This is a genomic window from Corynebacterium crudilactis, assembly GCF_001643015.1.
Lineage (GTDB): Bacteria > Actinomycetota > Actinomycetes > Mycobacteriales > Mycobacteriaceae > Corynebacterium > Corynebacterium crudilactis.
On record NZ_CP015622.1, the window covers coordinates 692,765 to 715,253 of the forward strand.

22 protein-coding genes are annotated in these 22,489 nt (G+C 52.8%); 10 read left to right on the forward strand and 12 right to left on the reverse strand.

Annotation, left to right across the window (positions count from 1 at the left end):
* From ccrud_RS03310 to ccrud_RS03325, 4 genes are read right to left on the reverse strand one after another with little or no spacing between them, the layout of a single operon-like run.
* A complete protein-coding gene (locus ccrud_RS03310) occupies nt 1-810 on the reverse strand; it encodes an ABC transporter ATP-binding protein (protein WP_066564797.1) in 810 nt (269 codons plus the stop codon).
* Nucleotides 807-1,835, reverse strand: a complete 1,029-nt coding sequence (locus tag ccrud_RS03315; protein WP_066564800.1) for a FecCD family ABC transporter permease — start codon at nt 1,833-1,835, stop codon at nt 807-809. The genes ccrud_RS03310 and ccrud_RS03315 overlap by 4 nt, the downstream gene beginning before the upstream one ends.
* Nucleotides 1,832-2,827 (reverse strand): FecCD family ABC transporter permease, encoded by a 996-nt coding sequence (locus ccrud_RS03320; RefSeq protein WP_066564802.1) that lies wholly within the window; start codon nt 2,825-2,827, stop codon nt 1,832-1,834. The genes ccrud_RS03315 and ccrud_RS03320 overlap by 4 nt, the downstream gene beginning before the upstream one ends.
* An 18-nt stretch (nt 2,828-2,845) precedes the next feature.
* On the reverse strand, nt 2,846-3,913 hold the full coding sequence (locus ccrud_RS03325; protein ID WP_066564804.1) for an iron-siderophore ABC transporter substrate-binding protein: 1,068 nt from the start codon (nt 3,911-3,913) through the stop codon (nt 2,846-2,848).
* A gap of 169 nt (nt 3,914-4,082) precedes the next feature.
* Here ccrud_RS03325 and ccrud_RS03330 point away from each other — a divergent pair, with 169 nt between their 5' ends.
* The 4 genes from ccrud_RS03330 to ccrud_RS03345 all read left to right on the forward strand — a co-directional run bounded on the left by ccrud_RS03330 (nt 4,083) and on the right by ccrud_RS03345 (nt 7,383).
* Nucleotides 4,083-5,345, forward strand: coding sequence for an MFS transporter (locus ccrud_RS03330; protein WP_066564806.1), 1,263 nt, complete (start codon nt 4,083-4,085; stop codon nt 5,343-5,345).
* A gap of 143 nt (nt 5,346-5,488) precedes the next feature.
* Nucleotides 5,489-6,406 carry an exodeoxyribonuclease III gene (locus ccrud_RS03335; RefSeq protein ID WP_066564808.1) on the forward strand — a complete coding sequence of 306 codons (918 nt, stop codon included), beginning with the start codon at nt 5,489-5,491 and terminating at the stop codon, nt 6,404-6,406.
* 1 nt (nt 6,407) lies between these two features.
* On the forward strand, nt 6,408-7,067 hold the full coding sequence (locus ccrud_RS03340; RefSeq protein ID WP_066564810.1) for a trimeric intracellular cation channel family protein: 660 nt from the start codon (nt 6,408-6,410) through the stop codon (nt 7,065-7,067).
* A 124-nt stretch (nt 7,068-7,191) separates the two neighbouring features.
* The gene (locus tag ccrud_RS03345; RefSeq protein ID WP_066564811.1) at nt 7,192-7,383 is read left to right on the forward strand and encodes a hypothetical protein; all 192 of its coding nucleotides are present in this window, start codon (nt 7,192-7,194) and stop codon (nt 7,381-7,383) included.
* A 378-nt stretch (nt 7,384-7,761) separates the two neighbouring features.
* Here the strand turns inward: ccrud_RS03345 and ccrud_RS03350 are convergent, their stop codons facing one another.
* The 3 genes from ccrud_RS03350 to ccrud_RS03360 are packed head-to-tail and all read right to left on the reverse strand — an operon-like array spanning nt 7,762 to nt 10,558.
* The gene (locus ccrud_RS03350) at nt 7,762-8,718 is read right to left on the reverse strand and encodes an ABC transporter substrate-binding protein (protein ID WP_066564813.1); all 957 of its coding nucleotides are present in this window, start codon (nt 8,716-8,718) and stop codon (nt 7,762-7,764) included.
* A gap of 32 nt (nt 8,719-8,750) precedes the next feature.
* Complete coding sequence (locus ccrud_RS03355) at nt 8,751-9,530, reverse strand: ABC transporter ATP-binding protein (protein WP_066564814.1); 780 nt, start codon at nt 9,528-9,530, stop codon at nt 8,751-8,753.
* An 8-nt stretch (nt 9,531-9,538) separates the two neighbouring features.
* Entirely contained in the window at nt 9,539-10,558 is a 1,020-nt protein-coding gene (locus ccrud_RS03360) for a FecCD family ABC transporter permease (RefSeq protein ID WP_066564815.1), read from the reverse strand.
* Nucleotides 10,559-10,732: 174 nt separating this feature from the next.
* Between ccrud_RS03360 and trpS the strand changes: the two genes are divergently transcribed.
* The 3 genes from trpS (at nt 10,733) to ccrud_RS03375 (ending at nt 13,933) form a co-directional block, all read left to right on the forward strand.
* Nucleotides 10,733-11,770 carry a tryptophan--tRNA ligase gene (trpS, locus tag ccrud_RS03365; protein ID WP_066564819.1) on the forward strand — a complete coding sequence of 346 codons (1,038 nt, stop codon included), beginning with the start codon at nt 10,733-10,735 and terminating at the stop codon, nt 11,768-11,770.
* 104 nt (nt 11,771-11,874) lie between these two features.
* Nucleotides 11,875-12,960, forward strand: a complete 1,086-nt coding sequence (locus tag ccrud_RS03370; protein WP_066564821.1) for a YhjD/YihY/BrkB family envelope integrity protein — start codon at nt 11,875-11,877, stop codon at nt 12,958-12,960.
* Nucleotides 12,961-13,030: 70 nt separating this feature from the next.
* The gene (locus ccrud_RS03375; protein WP_066564822.1) at nt 13,031-13,933 is read left to right on the forward strand and encodes an RDD family protein; all 903 of its coding nucleotides are present in this window, start codon (nt 13,031-13,033) and stop codon (nt 13,931-13,933) included.
* Here ccrud_RS03375 and ccrud_RS03380 read toward each other — a convergent pair.
* From ccrud_RS03380 to ccrud_RS03395, 4 genes are all read right to left on the reverse strand, one after another.
* Nucleotides 13,930-15,225: a D-alanyl-D-alanine carboxypeptidase family protein gene (locus ccrud_RS03380; protein WP_066564823.1), complete on the reverse strand. Its 1,296-nt coding sequence runs from the start codon at nt 15,223-15,225 to the stop codon at nt 13,930-13,932. The two genes, ccrud_RS03375 and ccrud_RS03380, sit on opposite strands and share 4 nt — an antisense overlap.
* Before the next feature lie 752 nt (nt 15,226-15,977).
* A complete protein-coding gene (locus ccrud_RS03385; protein WP_066564826.1) occupies nt 15,978-17,207 on the reverse strand; it encodes a hypothetical protein in 1,230 nt (409 codons plus the stop codon).
* 34 nt (nt 17,208-17,241) lie between these two features.
* On the reverse strand, nt 17,242-18,111 hold the full coding sequence (locus ccrud_RS03390; protein ID WP_066564832.1) for a C40 family peptidase: 870 nt from the start codon (nt 18,109-18,111) through the stop codon (nt 17,242-17,244).
* On the reverse strand, nt 18,108-18,371 hold the full coding sequence (locus ccrud_RS03395) for a hypothetical protein (protein ID WP_066569455.1): 264 nt from the start codon (nt 18,369-18,371) through the stop codon (nt 18,108-18,110). The genes ccrud_RS03390 and ccrud_RS03395 overlap by 4 nt, the downstream gene beginning before the upstream one ends.
* Nucleotides 18,372-18,469: 98 nt before the next feature.
* Here ccrud_RS03395 and upp point away from each other — a divergent pair, with 98 nt between their 5' ends.
* Together upp and ccrud_RS03405 are read left to right on the forward strand one after the other, a co-directional pair.
* A complete protein-coding gene (gene upp, locus ccrud_RS03400; protein WP_066564834.1) occupies nt 18,470-19,105 on the forward strand; it encodes a uracil phosphoribosyltransferase in 636 nt (211 codons plus the stop codon).
* Nucleotides 19,106-19,168: 63 nt separating this feature from the next.
* Nucleotides 19,169-19,555, forward strand: a complete 387-nt coding sequence (locus tag ccrud_RS03405) for a helix-turn-helix domain-containing protein (protein WP_245670366.1) — start codon at nt 19,169-19,171, stop codon at nt 19,553-19,555.
* A 5-nt stretch (nt 19,556-19,560) separates the two neighbouring features.
* On the opposite strand, the gene ccrud_RS03410 is transcribed toward ccrud_RS03405, so the two are convergent.
* The gene (locus tag ccrud_RS03410) at nt 19,561-21,153 is read right to left on the reverse strand and encodes a phospho-sugar mutase (protein WP_066564847.1); all 1,593 of its coding nucleotides are present in this window, start codon (nt 21,151-21,153) and stop codon (nt 19,561-19,563) included.
* 106 nt (nt 21,154-21,259) lie between these two features.
* Here ccrud_RS03410 and ccrud_RS03415 point away from each other — a divergent pair, with 106 nt between their 5' ends.
* Nucleotides 21,260-22,444: a M20 family metallopeptidase gene (locus ccrud_RS03415; protein WP_066564849.1), complete on the forward strand. Its 1,185-nt coding sequence runs from the start codon at nt 21,260-21,262 to the stop codon at nt 22,442-22,444.
* Nucleotides 22,445-22,489: the final 45 nt, after the last annotated feature.

Sequence of the window (22,489 nt, forward strand, 5' to 3'; positions counted from 1 at the left end):
CTAATGAAGTGTGGCGATGTGGTGACGTCCCATGGGCATGACCAACGGTGCGCCTGAGACTGGATCTGACATGATGTGGGCATCGGTGGCGAAGACTTCGCGCATCATGGTTTCGGTAATGACTTCTTCGGGTGTTCCTTGGGAGTAGATGTGGCCGGTGTTCATAGTGATGAGGTGGTCGGAGTAGCGGGAGGCTAGTCCTAACTCGTGGAGCACCATCACAATGGTGGTGCCGTGTGTGCGATTGAGGTCAGTGAGTAGATCGAGTACTTCGAGTTGGTTGGCGATATCTAGGTAGGTGGTGGGTTCATCAAGAAGCAGGATGTCTGTTTCTTGGGCAAGTGCCATGGCTATCCACACGCGTTGGCGTTGGCCGCCTGATAGCTCATCAATGGGACGATTCGCCAGTTCAGTGGTGTTGGTCATCTCGAGTGCGTGGGCAACTACGTCATAGTCACGTGCAGACCAGCGACCCATGATTCCTTGGTGCGGGTGGCGGCCACGGCCCACTAAATCTGCCACGACGATGCCTTCTGGGGCGGTGGGAGATTGCGGTAACAATCCCAAGGTGCGGGCTAGTTCTTTGCCGGGCAGTAAACGCAAGGGGGAGGCGTCGAGAAGCGCTTGCCCGGAGCTGGGTTTAAGTAGGCGCGCAAAGGCGCGTAGCAACGTTGATTTGCCGCATCCGTTGGGCCCTACGATGGAGGTGATTTTGCCTGGGAGGATTTCGAGGCTGAGCGCATCGATGATGGTGCGCTCGCCATAGGACAGCGAAATTTCTTCGGCGGTGAGTTGATGATTGATGGTCATGAGTGCGCCCCCGCACGATTAGAATGGATGAGGAGATAGATAAGGAATGGGGCTCCGAACACACCGGTGACCACGCCAACGGGGTAGCGGGTGCCCAGAAAGTATTGGCCAATCAGATCAGCGGATAACACGAGCAATCCGCCAACACATGCGGAAGGGATGATTAACGATCCGCCAGTGCCGACAAGCCGTGTGGCAATAGGACCTGCAACAAAGGCCACAAAAGCGATCGGACCACAGGCTGCTGTCGCAACCGCAATGAGCGCGACTGCAGAAATAATGACGATGATGCGTGTGCGATTAGTAGCAACGCCCAAGCTCACTGCAGTATCCGCACCCAAACGCATAAGATCCACATTGCGCGCATTGGCAAGCAATATCGGAAACAGCACAATCGTGGTGAGCAGCAACGGCGAAGCCCTCTCCCACGTCGCACCATTGAGCGACCCCGTCAGCCACCGCGTCGCCGTGGGCAAATCCCAAGAATCAGCCTTCGACAGGGAATACGACACCACAGAATTCAGCATTGCCGCAATACCAATGCCCGTGAGAATCAACCGCGTGGCAGAAAAACCACCGCGATACGCCACCACATAAATCAACAACGCCACTAACAACGCAGCACACAACGCAACAGCTGAAACTGCAGACTGCGACATCTCAAAAAATACAATGCAGATAACACCCGCAGCTGACGCACCAGAAGAAATACCGATGATATCGGGAGAGGCCAATTGATTACGCAACAACGTCTGAAAAATCACGCCCGCCGCACCAAACGCCATTCCCGCGGCAAGACCCAGCACTGCCCGCGGCAAACGCAACACGCCGACGGTATAACTCGCGCCGGGCACCTGCTGGCCCGTGAGCACCTGAAACACCTGCGCAGGGCTATAAAATACCTCGCCCCACATCAATGAAAAAGCAAAAATACCTAGCGTGACGACGCCCAATGCCGCAACAATCAGCGCCCTGCGGGAGTTGCGCGCCCCACGCTGGCGCTTGAGTTGATCACTGATACTCATAGCTCTGCGACTTTCTGACGACGAATAATCCAGATAAACAGTGGCGCACCAATAATCGGCATGATGATGCCCACCGCAATTTCACTCGGGCGGGTCAGCACACGCCCACACGTATCAGCAGCAACGATCAGCACCGCGCCCGCCAATGCGGAAGATGGCACCAACCAGCGATGATCAGTGCCCACAACCAGGCGGGTTAGATGCGGCACTACCAGCCCAACGAAGGCGATGGGTCCGGCCAACGCGGTTGCCACGCCGCACAAAATAACAGCGCCTATCGACGCCACGATCCGTGTTCGAGGCACATGCTCGCCCAAACTGGTGGCTACATCATCGCCCAAAGCCAGTGCATTAAGCCCAGTGGACATAAGCAAACACAGTAAAAACCCGGTGGCGAGAAATGGAACAGCCAGCATCATGTGCTCCCATTCCGCACCACCTACGCCGCCGATCTGCCAAAAGCGGAATTTATCCATGACATCGATACGAGGCAATAACACAGCACTGACCAAGGAGGACAGCGCTGCCGTGGTGGCTGCACCCGCAAGAGCAAGCTTGAGTGGGGTGGCACCGCCACGTCCCAAAGATCCCACGCTGTACACAAACACAGCAGCAGCTGCAGCACCCAACACCGCCACGATCATCGTGGGAACTGCAGCCGACATTCCGAAAAATGACATACCAATAACAACAGCCAAGGATGCGCCGGATAACACACCAAAGATGCCTGGATCAGCCAGCGGATTCCTAGTCACAGCCTGCATGGTGGTTCCAGCAACTGCCAGTGCAGCTCCAATGATCAGCCCCAAGACCGTGCGTGGAATTCTTTTCAACGCAGCAGCTTGTTCCGTTGTATCAGCATGTCCCAGTAGTGCCTGAATCGCATCATGCGTACTGATGGAGCGCACTCCGAATTTCACAGAGCACACGCACACGAGAACCAACAGCATCAGCATGCTGCTGAGAAACACAATTTTTTTAGTCAGTGACATCAAGAACTTATTTCAAATTTATTTCAACGGCTCGGCAATTTTTGCCACATATTCGTCAATACCCCAAGGAATAGACAGCGGGGACTGATTAGCTGATGCCGCCAATGGGTTTGCACCTAAGAAAACCACCTTGCCATCAGCAATAGCCGGGATACGGGATAACAACGGATCGGACTGCATTTTAGACAGCAACTGCGCGTTGGCAGCAGCATCGTCCGTGCCATAAGTGATGATGACATCGACATCGCTGAAGGTCTCAGGAGTTTCTGCGGAAACTTGCTCAAAGAAACTTTTCGATCCAGCAAAACCCTTCAACACATCAGCTTCCTGCACGCCTGCATCAAGCAAGAACCTCATTCGAGGGTCAATGCTGGTGTACACACCAATCTGTGAGAAATCGCTTTCATCAAAGAACGCGAATAGTGGTTTAGCCTCCTTTAACTCCGGATTTGCGTCCATTGCAGTAGCAACTTGGGCATCAAGATCTGCACTGAGTTCTTTGCCCTCTTGTTCCAAACCAAGAGCTGTTGAATTCATACGGATCATCTCATCTAAAGAGGTTCCCCACGCCAGTTCTGGATAGGCCACCACTGGTGCGATACGGGAAAGCTGATCGTAATCTTCCTGAGTAATGCCGGAATAAGACGCTAAAATGATATCTGGCGCAGTGTTTGCGATTTCTTCAAACGGAATGGCATCGGTGGCATCAAAAAGAATCGGAGCATCTCCGCCGAGCTCATGCAAAGACTCTTCAACCCAGGGGAGTAAACCGTTGTTGTCATCATCGCCCCATGTGACTTTTTCAAAGCCGACTGGTTTTTCTCCCAGGGCCAGTGCCACTTCATGGTTAGACCAGCCGATGGTGGCGATGCGTTCAGGCTTGGACTCAATGGTGGTTTCACCAAACGCATGCTTGATGGTGACCGGGAACGCCTCGTTGGAGGTCTCAGCATCATGATCGCTAGAACTGGACGCGGATGGTGATGATGCTTGCGCCGGGGAGGTGTCCGCACTTGGAGAGCACGCTGCAAGGGAAACCGCGAGAGAGGCTGCCATCAGTCCGGCTAAAACGCGAGTGGTGCGCATATAAGATCCACTTTCTCAATATGGTTAGGTAAGGCTGGCCAATATGCTAGCACTGGATTTCTAATCTGGAAAATGTCTTAGGTCACAGTCTTTGATCTGATGGCTAAGTAGGCACATTTATTGTCTGTAATAGTGCTGGTGAGGGGCCTGTCCGATACTGTGGGCTTCCATGCGCGAATCTGGAAAATCCCCCGTAGAGCTTGTCGAGGCTTCAGCACCCCGAAGCCAAAGCGGACATTTAAAACGCCGTCAAATCCCTCGACAAACGGAAATTTCCGAGGTTCGTCGATATATCGTCATGACAGCCCTGGCATTAGGTGGCTTTGCCATTGGTGTTACGGAGTTTGTCTCCATGGGTCTGCTCAGTGCAATTGCTTCTGATTTTGCGATCTCTGAAGATCAAGCCGGGCTGATCATCACCATCTACGCATTGGGAGTTGTGGTGGGCGCTCCACTCATCACAGCATTCACTGGCAAGATTCCTCGTCGCCGATTGCTGCTCATCTTGGTGGCGTTCTTCGTTATCGGTAATGCACTTTCCGCTCTCAATACGTCCTATGAAGTGTTGCTGGCCGCTCGTTTCATCGCAGGCCTTCCGCACGGTGCGTATTTCTCCGTTGCGGGACTTTCTGCTGCATCCATGGCCCCAACCGGCCAGCGTGGACGCGCAATTGCCTATGTTGGAATGGGTCTTTCTGTAGGTACCGTTGCTGGTGTTCCAGCAGCCCAAGCACTGGGTGATGCATACGGCTGGTCCACGGCCTATGTCCTGGTTACCGTACTTGGCACCATGACTTTGCTCGCCTTGTGGTTCCTCATGCCACACATGACAGAGATGAAACCAACCAGCCCGCTGACTGAATTAAGCGCACTGAAAAACTCTCAGGTGTGGTTGACCCTGGGCATCGGTTCCATCGGATTCGGCGGCATGTTCGCTGTATACACCTACATTTCTTGGACCATGACCGAACAAGCTGGCATGCCAAGCTCCTTGATCTGGATCGTCCTGATGGCCTACGGCATCGGCATGATCGGTGGAAATTACGCTGGCGGACGCATCGCAGACTGGAACGTAGACCGAGGAATTCTCCTCGCACTCATCTGCATTGTGTTCACCTTGATCGGTTTCTATTTCACCTCTAACCACGCAATCTTGGGCATCATTAACTTTGGCCTCATCGGCTTCTTTGGTTCCACTCTGATTCCTTCACTGCAGATCCGACTCATGGACGTTGCTGGACGCGCGCAAACATTGGCCGCATCCCTCAATCAATCTGCACTCAACATTGGAAACGCACTGGGCGCTGCAATCGGTGGCGTTGTTATCGGTGCAGGTTATTCCTACAGCACTCCAGCACTAGCCGGTGCAGGTCTGGCATTCCTTGCCATCTTGGTGTGGTTCCCAATGGTCGGGCTGCGCAAAGAAAAGTAGAAACTTAAAGCCACATTGCCAACGAAGTCGGAGTTTCTGGCATCGTTGGCTTTTCGCTGTGCTGCACATGAGCATAAAAATTAGCCCTGTTTGGTGCTGGCTGGAATGGAGGATTACCTCAAAGAAGCACTAGTCTGACAAGCATGAGTTTTCACATCACAACCGTCAATGTCAATGGCATTAGGGCAGCTGTCAAAGAGCGAAGCGAGGAAAACCGAGGGTTTTTCCCGTGGCTGGAAGAGTCTCGCCCAGATGTTGTCCTCCTGCAAGAAGTTCGAGCAAGTGAGAAAGATACCGACAAAGCTTTGCAGCCTGCTTTTGATGCAGGATGGCACTATGTGGGAGCTCCAGCTGTAGCAAAGGGACGGGCAGGTGTGGGCATTTTGTCCCGGCACCCACTAGATGATGTAAAGATTGGTTTTGGTTCCTTCCTGGATTCGGGACGCTATATTGAAGCCACCATTAAGGACACCTCATTGGATGTTCCTGTCACTGTTGCTTCCCTCTACCTTCCGTCCGGATCTGCAGATACTGACAAACAAGATGAGAAGTACCGCTTCCTTGATGAATTTGAAGGGTTCTTAAGCGATAGTGCGAAAGAGCGCTCACACATGGTTATCGGTGGCGATTGGAATATTTGCCACCGCCGTGAAGATCTCAAAAATTGGAAAACCAACCAGAAGAAATCAGGTTTCTTGCCTGATGAGCGTGCCTTTATGGACGCCGTGTTTGGTACCTTCCCTGAGGACATCACTCAGGTTGCCGGCGCCGGTGACTTTATGGGCGCGGTGGACTATGACGGCAAGGGGAAGCGTCGAGAAGCAGCTGCAGATCCAGCGTGGTTTGACGTGGCACGTCGCCTACAGCCTGAAGGCGATGGCCCATACACCTGGTGGACCTACCGCGGCCAAGCTTTTGATACCAACGCAGGATGGCGCATCGATTATCAAGCGGCAACAGCCAGCATGCTCGAACGCGCTGAGCGCTCCTGGGTAGACAAAGACGCTGCCTACAATTTGCGCTGGTCAGACCATGCTCCTTTGAATGTGGTCTACTCCTAAGATGCTGCTCACAATTCTATGGGCTATCGGCATTACTGCCGAAGGCATGACAGGTGCGTTGGCGGCCGGCCGACAAAAGATGGACCTTTTTGGTGTATCCGTCATTGCGTGTGTCACCGCTATTGGTGGTGGCTCGATTCGCGATATGTTGCTTGGACACTATCCGCTGGTCTGGGTAGAAAAGCCACAGTTTCTTTTGCTCATCATCGGCGCTGCGATTTTAACCGTATCGATTTCCTTCCTCATGCAGCACTTTCGCGTGTTGTTCCTCGTGCTTGATGCGGTGGGCTTATCGGCATTTGCGGTGATTGGTACACAGATCGCACTCGAAATGGGCTATGGATTTATCATCGCGGTGGTGGCAGCCGTACTCACTGGTGTCTTCGGTGGCGTGATGCGTGATCTACTCTGTGACCGGATTCCATTAGTGTTCCAAAAAGAGCTTTATGCATCGATCGCATTCCTCGCGACCTGTGTGTATTTCGTCATGATGTACTTGGGAGCATCGGAAAACGTCACAGTCATTGTCTCCGTACTGGTGGCATTTGTCGTGCGACTTCTATCCATTTGGCGAGGTTGGAGTCTTCCTGTATTCGATTATCAAGAACGCGAATACAAAAGGGATCCAAAGCTACGGTTGTGGAGAATGTTCCGCAAATAGTAGGCTTGCCGAATATTTCTCCCCCTAATTGGGGAAGTTGCTTAAAAAACAGGTAAAGTCATTTCAGAAACTTTAATGAGGATGTATCAACTGTTTTGGTTGATATGAAACGTAAGGATTGCACATGGGTAAGGCATTCGCCCTTCTTGTTCTCGGCGCTATCGCCTTGGCTGCTGGTGTCTGGTACACCAATGAGGTTGGGCACTCTGTGATGGCTATTGTTGCTGGGCTGATCATGGCTGCTGGTGGTGGCATCATCACTTGGGGTCTTGCAGTTGCTGCAGATGTGCACTCTCCAACATCACGTAAGCTTTAACGCTTAAGAAGGCGCGTATCTACTTCATCTGCCATTGTGCAGGGGGAGTAGATACGCGCCTTTTGTTTATTTCGGGTGCTGCATAAGCCACAGCCGGACACAGCGACCAAACTTTCGAAATGTGGCGGGAACTTTGGTCACCTGGTCTGGTCCCGACTTTGCTTAACCAGACAGCGCGACCAAACGCTGCTCAGAAATCCAGATCTTGGTCGCTGTGTCCGGCGCAGCTGAAACTGGCTGAAAATCTCACCATAACTGTGGAAAAAGAGGGCCTTCAGAATCGATTTTAAGGGCCTCTCCGCACTCAGGTCATGCAAACACTCATTCTAAAAATATGCCCTCTTAAATCAGCGCTGAGGGCAGTTGTGCACAATAACTTTAGCTGATCATTTCTGCGACTTGCTGCAGGCCAGTAGTGATATCGGTTCCAGCGGTGACCCCAGTGGTGACAGTGTCTGCATAGAAAACTTTTCCATTAGCAATGGCTGGAACGCTAGCGAGTGCTGGGTTGGAAAGGAAATCGGCGAAGTCTTCGCGGCCTTTTCCTTGGAAATCTTGAATGATGATAATTTCTGGAGCCATGGCAACTACCTGCTCTGGGTCTGCAGTGATGGTGCCGGTTGCGCCGAGGGAATCTACAACTGGGGTGCCGCCGGCTTCGCGGATGAGTCCGTTAATCATTGAGGTTTCAGGCATCACCATTTGGCGTGGTCCGCGCTGCATCAAGGTCAATACCGTAGGAGATATTGCTGGTTTAGCGATTTCTACGCGGTTGGCATCGATTTCTGCGATGGCTTCAGCTGCTTTGTCTTCTTCGCCTACAAGCTCGCCGACGATATCTAGGTGTTTGGTGATGGCATCAATATCTGCCCATGCATCAGCATCGAAGTTGACCACAGGGACGTTAAGGCCTTCGAGAATGTCGATGGTTCCTTGTTCCGTGGCAAAGCGCGCGCTGACAATCACGAGGTCTGGATCAGCTGCGATTACTTGTTCTGGGTCGAGGCTGCCACCATTTTTGATTTGGTATTCCACTTGGGAAGCCAGCGCCGCAGTTTCTGCATCGGCGGTATCCATCTCAGCGGTCATGATGACACGTTCAGCTCCGGCGATAGGCAGTACCAGGGAGGCTGCTTCTGGGGTGAGGACTGCGATGCGCTCCGGCTTGGTTTCTAAAGTGATGGAAGAATCTTCCAACTCGATGGTGCGTGGGTACTCGCCGGTGGCTGGAGTCGCGCTGGTTTCAGTTGTCGGTAGGGCAGTTTCTGAAGTTTCCGAGGAGCAACCGCTCAAGACTAACGCGCAGGCAACAACGGCGATGAGAGACTTTTTCATGATGTTTCTTTCGTGGAGTTCAATGTGGAATATTAAGAAAGTGGATGCGGAATCACTCGAAGTGATTCAGTATCAGGATCATCCCGAACCGCAATGGGGAGTCCATAGACCCGTGACAAGGTGGATGGTTCCAAGACATTTGACACAGGTCCTTGGGAGACCACTTCGCCATTGGCCATCAGTACCGCATGATCGCACCATCTGGCCACATGGTTGAGGTCATGGAGCACCACGATCACGGTGGTGCCGGTATTTGCTCGGTCACGTAACAGCTGCAGCACGTCGACTTGATGGCGAAGGTCAAGGGCAGAGACGGGTTCGTCGAGAAGCACAACGGCAGTATCTTGGGCAAGTGCTCGGCCGATATGAATAAGCTGCTGTTGGCCGCCGGAAAGTTCGTTGACTGGTTGCTCTGCGATGTCTTGCGCATTGATGGCGCGCAGCGCGTCATCGGTGGCGCGGCGATCGGCGTCAGTTTCCACCGCGAAGCGTCCGCGGTGCGGATATCTGCCCATTGCGACGACGTCGCGGGCACTAAAACCAATGCGCAGCTCAGTGTTTTGCGGCACGAGTGAGAGGAGCTGGGCGCGGTTTTTAGCGCTTATCGACACCACCTCACGTCCGCCCACCACAACCTGGCCTGTGGAGGCCACAAGTCCTGCGATAGCTGAGAGAGCTGTACTTTTACCTGCGCCATTGGGGCCAATTAGCGCGGTTACTTGTCCAGCCGGTGCGCTAAAAGAGACATCTTTTACTGCATATTTTGTCGGGAATTCCACGTTGAGATTCCGCACTTCAACACGTTGAGGCATAGCTATTTCTACAGCCCCAATCCGCGTCGTTTGCGCATACTGAGCAGCAAATACAAAAAGATTGGTGAGCCAATAAACGCTACAACCACACCAGTTTGCAACACAATGGGGGAGAAGATCATGCGTGCCACAGTGTCGGCCACGATCACAAAAGTTGCACCCAAAATCGCAGCAGCAGGCAATAATGCTCGGTGATCTGCGCCCAACACAATGCGCACCAGGTGGGGAACCACCAAACCCACAAAGGAAATCGTGCCCGATACCGCAACCGCAGTGGCTGTTAGCAGCGCAGCTAAAGCCAACAAGATGATGCGTGCACGGTTGACATTGAGTCCGGAAGTTTGTGCCGTCGAATCGCCCAACAACAGCAAGTTCAGATCGCGGGAGCCACCGATCGCCAGGACCAATCCCACAATGATCGGCACAATTGCCACACCCACATGCTCCCAAGTGCGAGAGACTAGATCGCCGTTGAGCCAAAAAGTAACTGAACGCAGCTCTGAATCCTGGGGCGCATTGGCCGTTGCGCTGGCAATAATGGCACCCAAAAATGCGGTGATTGCCATGCCCACCAGGACTAAGGTGGCAGGATCTGCTCCGCGACCATCCATGGCTCGAGAGCTTGCGATCAAATAGACCACGGCAACAGTAACTAATGCGCCAACGAATGCAGCAAAAGGAACCGTCCACTGACCAAAGAAGCTCGCACCTGTGACAATCGCCAGTACTGCCGCGACAGCAGCACCCGAAGACACACCCACGATGCCTGGATCAGCAAGCGGATTATGGAACACCGTTTGCATGATTGCACCAGCAACCGCTAGTGCAGCTCCCACTAGAGCAGCGATGATGATGCGGGGCGTACGAATTTCGGTGACAATAGGATTGCTAGCTAGTTCATTAAAAGGGACTGTAACCGGACCCATCATGAGTGAGGCAATGAACGCAACAATCAACATGATGAGGGCGCCAATGATGACAACAGGAGCGGTGAGCTGTGGTTTTTTCTGGACACCGGTGCGCGACAAAACAACCCTTAATGAAAATTTCTATGGCTTAACTTACCCGTGTAATCCTAATCAACAGATTGAACAAAACCCTAAACTTTCGGCCGATAGTAGCCCCATAAGTTTTTGGGCTGTGATTTGATAATCGTTCCCTTACAGGAAAAGCTTCTTCTCAGGTGACTACACTGATACAGCATGACGACGCAGGATATTGATCTCACCGCACAAACCGCTTCCAGAGTTCTTTCTGGAATTCAGCCCACCGCCGATTCTTATCATCTAGGTAACTACCTCGGAGCGGTCAAGCAGTGGATTGACCTGCAGGAATCCTATGATGCTTTCTATTTCATCCCGGATCTCCACGCAATCACTGTTGATCAGGATCCAGAAGAACTCCGCAACCGCACTATTTCTGGCGCAGCCCAGCTCTTGGCACTGGGCATTGATCCAGAACGCTCCACTTTGTTCGTGCAGTCTCATGTTCCGGCACACGCAGAATTGTCTTGGGTGCTCACGTGCCTCACCGGTTTCGGTGAAGCATCCCGCATGACTCAGTTCAAGGATAAGTCTTCTAAGCGTGGCGCTGATCGCACCTCTGCTGGCCTGTTTACTTATCCAATGCTGATGGCAGCCGATATTTTATTGTACCGCCCACATCTCGTGCCAGTCGGCGAAGACCAGCGCCAGCACCTAGAGCTGACCCGCACACTCGCAGAACGTGTGAACAATCGTTTTGGCAAGGTTTTCGAAGTTCCAGAAGGCTTCATTCCACAGGGCGCATCCAAGATCTACGATCTGCAAAACCCAACTGCCAAGATGTCCAAGTCCGGTGATAACCCTAAGGGCATCATCAACCTGCTTGATGAGCCTAAGGTGTCTGTCAAACGCATCAAGTCTGCCGTGACTGATAACGATGGCGTGATTGCTTATGATCCTGAAAATAAGCCAGGCGTATCCAACTTGCTGGTCATCCAGTCTGCGCTGACCGGCACTTCCGTTGATGCGCTTGTCGACGGCTACCAGGGCGCTGGTTACGGTGCACTGAAGGGTGACACCGCCGAAGCACTTGAGGCATTTACTACTCCGCTGAAGGCTAAGTACGACGAGTACATGAATGATCGTGCGGAACTTGAGCGCGTCTTAGCAATTGGTGCTGAGCGTGCAAATGCCATTGCTAATGAAACTTTGGCAGATGTTTACGACAAGATCGGATTCTTGGCGCCTCGCCGCTAAAAAGCCTGCTCGATTATTACAATCCGGCTACCAAAGCAACATTGGTGGCCGGATTTTTCTATTCTGGTAGGTATTAATTATTTTCTAGGTTCGGAGGATTGCGCATGTCTACAAGAACGACACCCCAAGACCGACATACAGATGAATACGGTATTGAACGTATTAATCAAGACGAACCTGGGATGGTTGAAAAGCTGAGGGAAAAGCATAGCTGGTTTGATCACCTCATGCGGATGAACGAACGCTTTGGTGCGAAAGGCGGAAACCAACTCTCCGCCGGAATTACTTATTTTTCCGTGCTGTCTATTTTCCCGCTGGCAATGCTAGTTTTCGGTATCGCTGGTGTTATCCTCGCTGGAAACCCGGAAATTTTGGCAGATATCCAAGATCGGATTAATGGATCTGTAGACGGCGAAATTGGAAATACGATCAACGGAATCATCGATACGGCCATTGCTCAGCGTGGCGCTGTCTTAGGTATTGGTGGTTTAACCGCGCTGTGGTCCGGTTTGGGCTGGATGTCGAACTTACGTTTCGGTGTTTCTCGGATGTGGGCTATCGATCCGACAGAGGGCAATTTCCTGAAAAATAAGCTCACAGACCTCGTTGCTCTCATCGTGCTGATTCTGGCTTTGGGTGTGGCTTTTGGCGTTACTGCCATCGGTGCATCGGGACTTACCCAGAACCTTCTTGAGTTGGTTGGTCTGGGAGATTTCCCAGGCATTAGCTACATCACGTGGTTCGTGGCAGTGGTTGTTGGTGTGCTGGCCAACTTCTTAGTGTTTGGGTGGTTAATCTTTTCTCTTCCTCGTACCAAAGTCCCACTGCGCCCAGGTTTACAAGCCGCCTTGGTGGGCGCGATCGGTTTCGAAGTAGTAAAACAGGCTGGATCGCAGTTGGCTTCTAATGCGCTCGGAAACCCAGCCGGTGCTGCGTTCGGTCCGATCATCGGCATCATGGTTGTGCTGTATTTGAGTTGGCGCATCCTCATGTACTGCTCTGCGTGGGCAGCTACTAGTGAAGAATCATTGCGTTTGGCTGCTGTTCCGGCGCCAGAACCAGCAGTGATCAGAATTCGCCATGAAATTGATCCAAGCGGTGAAGTTTCGCAGTCAGCTCGAAAAGTAGGCATTGGAGTTGCCGTGGGTGCAGCGGTCGCAGGTGCATTTACTTTGCTGCGGAAAAAATAACGTACCCTGACTGCACTTTTAAGGGCATACCCCGATTCCATAGTGCCGATGCATTGTTTATGGTGGAGATATGAACACGAACCTACCCGATCTATACAATGCCTTTGGCCTAGATCGAAGCGAAACTTCTGAAGCTTTAGGCATTTCCCTTTCTGCGCGCGACCTTCGCCTAGAGCAAATGGGTATTCCGCAAGAAGATCCTCGCAGAGCCCAAACTGTGCAAGCGTTTGCGGTGCTGGCCGATCCTGCCAAGCGAGCTACCTATGATGCCCAATTGGCAACCGGCGTTCCGTTGACCTGGGCGCAGATCCAGCATTTGGGAAATTTCGGCACGCTGCCTAACTCACAGCCGTTTGCCTCACCGCAACCGCCACAACCAGCTGCAGAACCACAGCAACAGTGGAACAGTGGACAAACCTATGCTTACGGTGATCCGACCATGGATTACAACGCACAGCACAGCTACAACCCACTGCAGGATCAAACGCAGGCTTCCATGTATGGTCAGCAGCCGTTTTCTAGCGTGCCAGCGCAGCAGATGTATGGTGCGCAGACTTTTAATCGACCAACAGCAAGCACGCGGTTGTGGATGGCTATCGTGGACGGCATCATCGCTAGTATTGCGGGTTCAATTGTCGCGGGTATTTTTGGTTTTGGCTCAGAATTCTTAACAGCCATCATTGTGGCGCTGTTTACCATCTTCTACATTGTGGGTAGTGAATCTCTTCTGGGAGCCACCCCTGTGAAGAAGATCATGGGCTATGAAACCCGCGATGTGGATACTCATGCACGTTTGTCAGCCGGAGCAGCAGCAAAGCGAAATTGGTGGAAGCTGATTAGCGTCACTGGTATCGGTACCGTGGTGTCATTCATCATGGCTGCTGTCTATGGTTCTTCAATTAATGAAAACAACCAGATGCGCGGTGCACACGACCGTCTGGCAAACGCAGAAGTAGTGAAGAAGAACGCTTAATTTCGGCGTCTAAATGTCCATGCCAGTGCAGCAATTAAAAGCACTGCGATGACACCGAGCGCTACAATGATTTTGAGCATGGTGTCCTCAGATCCACCAATATCCTGGGTAGGGGTGTCGGTGGATTCTGGCATTTCTGGGACCGTAGTCGGCAGCTCTGCTGGCACGTTGCTGCCGAGCTGGCCCACACCGGACCCTGGAGGGGTGCGGAGGGAGGCGTCGATAAGCAAGCGTGCTTGTTCCCACGGACGAATATCTGTGACCGTGGAATCCAAGATCACGGCGGCCAGGCGCCTGCCACCTCGATCAAGGCCACCCACAAACGTGTGGTTGGCATCGTCGGTATAGCCAGTTTTGCCACCGATGCCATCGGGATCATTCATAAACAAAGCATTGTCATTCCAGACCTCAAAACCCTCATTATCGCCCCAACCTGGGAACGCAATGTGATCAGTGCCGATGATGGCCTTAAATGTAGGGTTTTGCCAAGCGTGCTGGTAGATCAAGGACATGTCATACGCAGAGGTAGACATACCTGGCGCATCCAAACCGGAATAAGTAGCAGCAAAGGTGTCTTGAGCACCGAGCTGCTTAGCCAGAGCATTGACCTTTTCCAACGCGATCTGATCCCCGCCAAGTTCTTGAGCCAACAGATACGCCGCATCATTTCCACTGGCTAACAGCAAACCGTGGAGTAATTGATCAACGGTATATTGTCCACCTTCGCCAACCCCCACGCGGGAACCTTCGATATCGGCAGCGTCGGCAGTGCCTGTCACGACAGCGAGGGGATCGAGTTCCTCCATGGCAACGAGACTCAACAACACTTTAATGATGGACGCCGGACGGTATCTGCCGTGAGGATCTTTGGCCGCCAGGATTTCGCCGGAATCGATATCAAACACCATCCACGCAGAAGCCGTGAGTTCTTTATCCGCCTGCGGTGGAAGCTCAAAGACGTCAGGAGCGATGACACCGCAGGCCGCCATCTGTTCGCCACCTGCCGGGACAGCGGGAACGGGTATTGCAACAGGTGTCTCCATACCCGGCGCGACTACTTCTGAGGTGGTGCGCGCCGGGGCAGGGGTGTGTTTATTGGGGCAGAGATCGGTGTTGGGTGCTGCTTCGCGCGTGGTGGGAAGGGCGCTGTCCTCGATGATGTCTTCGATCGATTCGGCATTATCGGCTGTGACTTCTGCTTCGATTGGCTCTTGTGCCAGGGCTGCTGTGGGTAGTAGTAGCGCCCATGCAGTTAGAAGTGCGGTGCAGCTGTGGCGAAGCGTTTTCCTCATGGGTTGGTCATAGTACCGACTGAAGTATTCTAGGAAAAACATCGGCAGGTGCTTAGAACAGGTTCTATTCAGGTTGCATGATGCCTACGGTGCGTTGGGCAGTGCGGTTTTATAGCTTGGGGTTGAATTTTCTCAAATGAGTGCCGAAAGTAACACGATTAATGAGGCGCAAAGATCACTATCTCGCCACATTGATGTGAATTACAGGGAGTAGATTGATCGCAGCTACCCACCTGATACTGAAAAATGAGGACCAACCATGCTCTCAAGGGGTTTAGCTACTTTTACTGGCTTGAACCGTGCAGGAGTTGGTGACGCATTCGAGCTAAGCCACAGGCGCGCTAAAGATGCAAATTCTCGTTCCAAATCGCTATTTTTTGCGAAAATGGGACAGATTTTTGCACCCACAGACCAGTGTTATGCAAATACTCGTTCGATTTACCAAGTTTCCGGCGGGATGGAACGGATCCTTGTATCGGAATCTCACAGGATTCCCAATAGTCCCATATGTATCAAAAATAACCTCTCTCAGACGTCCATCTAAGCGCCTGATAAGCACTGTTTGATACGAACACCCATTCTGGATATTCAATCCCTTAAATCAGTGCACAGCCACATCGGCAATATAATTACCCCTGACTTGGCTCCCATGAGTGCCGGAAAATTACCACTGGTCACACTAGTCAGCAAGTAAACACCGCACTGTCCATGTTTTTTTGGGCAGTGCGGTGTTGTAGTTTGTGCGAGGGAGTTTAGAACTTGCTGAAGCGCTTGGTCAGCATCTCTTCCAATTCACGCCAGCTGTCGGAGTGATCGTTAAATGGTGCGTGGGGGACGTATCCGGAAGTGTCGCCGCCACCGAGCATGTAGGAGATGTAGTCCTGCATGCGTGGGTTGGCAAGGAAGTAGGAGTTCATGGAGTCATCTCCAGCCCAGTCGGCGGTATCAGCCATGAGTTCGTAGGCGCGGCCCATTTGCTTGGTGTCTACGGCATCTACGGAGGTGTTGATGTCTTTGACGAGTCCGTTGAAGGAGTAGACGTTGTCGCTGTGGACGAGGAGTTCAGTTTCGCCAGCGTTGATACCCAGCATGAGATCGCTCCAGGTGGATGCGCGTGCGAGATCGTGGTCGTCGTGTTCAACGAGCCAGCGCAGGAGTGATTTTTGGCTGTTGAAGGTGAAGATTTCGCCGAATTTTCCAAGGAAGACTGGTTGTCCGCCGAGGTAGGTGCGTAGGGTGTAGACGGTGCGGCCATCGATGGATACCTTGATCGGATCAATGCCTGCGGCAGCCCATGGGGAGTTGTCATAAGGATCAACCTTGTCGGCTTCTTCCTTGGCAACCTGCTCTTCGGCTTCGCGAGCTGCCTGTACAGCTGCCTGTGCTTCCTGGATGCGGGTAGCAGCATCCTCGGTGAACAAGGTGTTTACTTCCTTGACTGTGATGACTTCATCAAGGGAGTCAACAACACCATTCCAGTTGGTGGCTACTGCGCGTCCAACTGAGGTCCATTCGCCCAGGCCATTAGGTCCGGAGTAGTGCTCAGAACCGCGATCAACATTGCTGAGAACAGAGTGGGTGGAGAAGAACACAGTTACTGGGGTAGCAGCGGTGACGTTGCCGAGGCTGCGCATGGCAGCGAAAATACGGGAGAGGGTTTTGACGTTGGCGTAGGAAGGTCGTTCTGCCAATAATGCTGGAGCGCCTACGATATCGAGCTCTGCATTGCTGCTTGGCACTACGCGTGCAGCATCGCCGGAGTTGAATTTCTTCCACTCTGGGTGGGAGGTGAGATCATGCTTATCCTCGGATTCGAGGAAGACGAGCAGTTCTTCCACAGAGTTGAAGACATAAAGGTCATCGTTCGCACCGAGAAACGCTTGCCATTCGTTGCCGCCTTCTCGCCAGCGTGGTGCCCACAGGGTATAGAAGTCACCTTCAGTGAGCGAGAGTTTAACGGGAACAATTCCTTTTTCAGCCATGGTGATAAATCCTAGCCGGTAGGGGTTTTCTTCGTCAGCCTGTGGGCCGAAAATAGCCGTGAAAAGACATTCCCATATTGGATGTGCGCACCGGATTCAGCTGGACGGGATCGCCGGCTTCGATAATTTGCCCGCTACCGGCATACATTGCGACATGTCCATCCCAGACCAAAAGATCACCTTCTTGCAGCTCATCATAGGTAACTTGCCTGCCTACTGCTTGCTGGTCGGCAATGCGTGGGATCTCCACACCGGCTTGTCTCCAGGCCCATTGGGTAAGGCCACTGCAATCAAAGCCCGATAACGTGGTGCCACCCCAAGAATAGGGCGTACCCAGGGCACCTTTTGCTGAGGCAACAGCTTGTTTGCCCACCTCGGCGCTGGCACTTGGCGGTTCAGCCACAGCCATATAGGCAGGTGTCGGCGTAGCTTCTGGGGTAGGGACAGAGGCAGAAGCAGGGCTGAGTTCTTCCACCTGAGCTAGCTTGTCGACGATCGGTTGTACCTGGCGCGCCATCTCTTCCAAACGTTGGGCAGCTTCGGCAAACAACATTCCAGGAAGAGACAGTAATTGTGTACGGGCGGAAAATGCTTCCGCAGGATTCACTGAGAAACTGCGGATGGCTAAGCCTGCGGCCTGGTGGAGATACTGCTGCGCAGTGGTGGCGATATCGTTCCGAGCTGAATTGATGATCGGTGCCGCTTCATTGAGGGAAGTGATCAGGAGGTGATGTTGATGTGAGGTGGCGTCGAAAAGCGATAACAGGGTGGTGGGATTGGTGCTGAGCTCGCGCCCGAGCGCGATGGCTGCGGAAATATCAGGCGCTGCAGGAATAGCTAAGTGCGGCAGTTGTGCAGGCTCTTGCGTGGCAAGGCGGGTGAGCGCGTTGAGTAATCCGATCACGTCAATTGCTCCAATGAACGTGCCAGTTGCGCATCGGTGTCCTCGATATCACTAAGGCTGTTCAATGTGCTGTGCCCTAAGGTTTCGGCTGTGTTTGCGAGCGCGGTGAGATTACGCCCATAGGTGGATAATGCGGTGGAAATAGCGTGGTGAATATCGAAATTAGTGCCATCTGGCATGGACAACGATGGGACGTCAGGCGTAGGCAGGTTGCAGAGCTCATGAGCGAGCTCTTTGGCATGGGGGAGATTTATCCTCATAACTGGTTGGACTGTAAAAGTGGCCATTTGGTTCCCACAATGCGCAAAATAGCTGGCGTGAATTTCTTTCAGGCCGGAATGATTTAACATGTGATGCTATGGACATCACCATCGTCAACCACCCACTCGTTGCTAGCCGCCTAACCTTGTTGCGTGACGAGCGCAGCGACAACGCTGCTTTCCGCGCAGCAGCCAATGACCTCGGCGCCATGCTGATCTATGAAGCATCCCGCGACCTTGAGATCGAACACTTCGACACCAAAACCCCCGTGGCCATCGCTGAAGGAACTCGCCTGAAGCAACCACCAATCATCGTTCCTATCATCCGTGCAGGTCTTGGCATGATTGACCCAGCTCTTTCCATGATTCCGGATGCTCAGGTTGGTTTCATCGGCCTTGCCCGCGATGAGGAAACCCACGAGCCTGTGCCATACCTGGAAGCACTGCCAAATGATCTGAGCAACCAGCCAGTATTCCTGGTTGATCCAATGCTGGCCACCGGCGGATCCCTGCTGCACGCCATCCGTTTGCTTGCTGCGCGCGGAGCTACCGATATCACCGCAATCTGCATGGTTTCTGCACAGCCTGGCGTAGACGCTTTGGAGCGCTCCGGTCTGCCAGTACGCCTGGTTACAGCAACAATTGATCCAGAGCTCAACGAAGACGCCTACATCGTTCCAGGTCTTGGAGATGCCGGCGATCGCCTCTACGGTCCACGTAACATCGACCTCTAAGGTAAAATTCTTGCCCACTATAGTGGGCGGTGGTTGGGCAAATTCATCGGCACAGTTGTCTGTGTGTCGAAGAGAATGTCGGATAAGCGCTGGTCAAGTTTCGGCCACGCTTTTTCGACCCGCCTGAAAAAACTCCGCACCCTGCGTGGTTTAAGCCAAGAAGAACTTTCCGATATCTCAGGCATCTCTCGAAACACCATCTCAAATTACGAACGCAACGAGAACAACAGCGGAAAATCAGTAGATCCAAAGCTCTCCAATATCTACAGGCTCGCGCAGGCGCTCGACGTGCCACCCATGGCGTTGCTGCCCGCCGGATCTGAGTCAGTCGCTGAAATCTGCGTTGATAAAACCGTTGCGATCGACGTCCGTTGGCCGTCCGAAAAAGATCCATTGCTTTTCGACGCTGACCTCCGGCTCACCCGCCACCGCGAGGAGCCGGGCAACTAGGCCTTTTACAGTCTTCCTAACCAGCCCTGGACTTCCTCTTCCAACTGGCTCAACAACTGCGCTGCCTCATCATGAGAGCTCGCCTGGCCTACCTCCAAATACAGTTTGGCTTTAGCCTCAGTGCCGGACACACGCGCAATCGCACGAATATGCACAGGACCCACCTGACCATGCAACGCAATACCCTGATTTTCAGGAAGCGTAAGGGGCAAGACAGCCACACCAATCAGCTCACTCGGAGGATGCGCAATCCAATTACCCACCAACTCCCGTGGATTAGTCGTGCGTACTGCAATCTGCGAAGACGCAAAATAGCCATAACGGCGATACAGCTCATGAAGTTTGTCCTGCAGGCTAGTGCCTTGAGATTTCAGCTCTGCCGCCCAAGCTGCCATGAAAAGAGCAGTAGCAATACCATCTTTGTCCGGCACCATATCAGGAGCAGGACACGTACCCACTGCTTCCTCATAAGCAAAACTTAACGGCCCGACATGCTCATCAGCAGCACGTGATAAGTTCTTAAACCCCGTGAGCGTCTCAGAATAATCCCAGCCCTTATCCTCCGCAATGATGCTGAGCAGCTGCGAAGACACCACAGTGGTGGCTACCACCGGACGCGGACCCACACCGGAGTATTCCGACACCAAACGCGTAGCCAACAATGTGCCCACCTCATCACCCGATAACATACGGTGACCACCATCGGCAGTGCGGATACCCACAGCACAACGATCAGCATCAGGATCAAGCGCAAATAAAATATCCGCGTTCTTTTCCCTAGCCCGCTCCAACAACAACTTAATAGCAGAAGGCTCTTCAGGATTCGGAAAAGGCACCGTAGGAAACGTCGGATCCGGATGCTGCTGAGCTTTCACCGAATGCGTATGTGGGAAACCCGCAAATTGGAAAGCATTCGACATCGCACGACCACCAACACCATGCATAGCGGTATAGACCACTCGCAAATTCCCACGCTCAGAATTCACCCGCAACAAATCAGCCTGATCCGGAGTCACCAACGACACCAACTCATCAACATAACGACGCAATTGATCCGCAGTTGGACGCACCGTCACCCGAGGCACTCGAATCGGATCTTCCACCGCATCGATATGTGCCTCAAGACCTTCCTCCAACTCGGAATACAACTGACGACCATTCGACAAAAACACCTTGTAGCCATTATCCGCAGCACCATTATGCGAAGCCGTAATCTGCACCCCCGCATCCAAACCATGCTTGTTCACCAACCATGGAATAAGCGGCGTCGGACTTGGCGTAGGCAACAACGTGACCTCAAACCCGGCCCCCGCAAAAACCTCCGCAGTAGTAGCCGCAAAAGTATGCGAACCATAACGAGCGTCATAGCCCACCACAACCCGCAACGGGCCATCCTGGGGGTACAAAGTCCTGCCGATTCCAGTCTCATCCTCAGGGACCAAATGCGGCACCGGATTAAGCGCAGCACGCTCCGCTAACCAACTAGCAAGACCTGCCGTAGTCCGAGTTACCTGCAAAACATTCATCTGATGGCGTGCTGGGCCAACAGGTGCACGCAAACCTGCAGTGCCAAAACTAAGCTGACGAGACTCGTCCATGAACACCCCGATCCTTTGTTTTTGTGGGATCACTATTAGACTTGACTCTACCGCGCTGTAGGTATTCCTGATATGCCTGCGGAAAAACAGAAAGGTATTTCACGTGATGGAAATTGGTGAGCAGGTTGTCGCATGGATGGACCGCCACCATGACGAGGTCATAGAGTGGCGTAGACATCTACACAGTCACCCTGAGCTTTCTCATATGGAATACCGCACCACTGAGTATTTGGCTTCAGTACTTAAAGCACATGGCCTCGATCCACACTTGTTCCCAGGCACCGGCCTGATGGTCGATATTGGGCCAGAGGGGGATTCCCGCCTGGCTTTCCGCGCAGATATTGATGCGTTGCCATTGGTTGAATCAACAGAGCTTCCCTTTGCCTCTCAAACCACCGGAGTAGCGCACGCCTGCGGACATGATGTGCATACCGTGATTGCGTTGGCACTTGCGTGTGCGCTCAGCACCATCGAGTTGCCCATTGGTATTCGCGTGATTTTCCAGCCTGCCGAAGAAGTAATGACCGGTGGTGCCACCGACGTTATTGCTCATGGAGGTTTGGATGGCGTCGACGCCATTTATGCCATCCATGTGGAACCTAAATTGAAGGTTGGACGCGTCGGAATTCGCGCCGGAGCGATCACTTCTGCCTCCGATGTGATTGAAATCAGAGTCAAGGGTGAAGGGGGACACAGCGCACGTCCTCACTTATCCGCTGATGTGGTCTACGCATTGAGCAAATTGGTAGTGGATCTTCCCGGACTTTTATCTAGGCGAATCGATCCGCGTACCGGAACTGTCTTGGTTTTCGGCACCATCAATGCGGGCTATGCGCCAAACGCAATTCCTGATTCCGGCAGTGTGTCCGGAACCTTGCGCACCGCCGATATTTCCACCTGGCGAGATATGCGTCCACTAGTCGCTGAGCTGGTAGAACAGGTGTTAGCACCCACTGGAGTTAACCATGAACTGATCTATAATCCAGGTGTTCCACCAGTGCTTAATGATGATGTAGCCACCGCTTTATTGGCCAGTGCCGCCCGCGATATGGACACCCAATCAGTGGTTCAAGCCCCTCAATCATCAGGTGGCGAAGACTTCTCTTGGTACCTCGAACACGTGCCTGGATCGATGGCTCGACTGGGGTGCTGGCCCGGATATGGACCACGCCAAGACCTGCATCAGAGTGATCTTGTGGTGGATGAACGGGCCATCGGGGTGGGTGTCAGACTGTTTGGATCACTGGTGCAGCAGTACAGCAGTCGGTCCGAAGCTTTCTTAAAGCCTTAATGGGGGTAGTGTGTAGGGCTGGCTCTAAAACGCTGACATGTCACC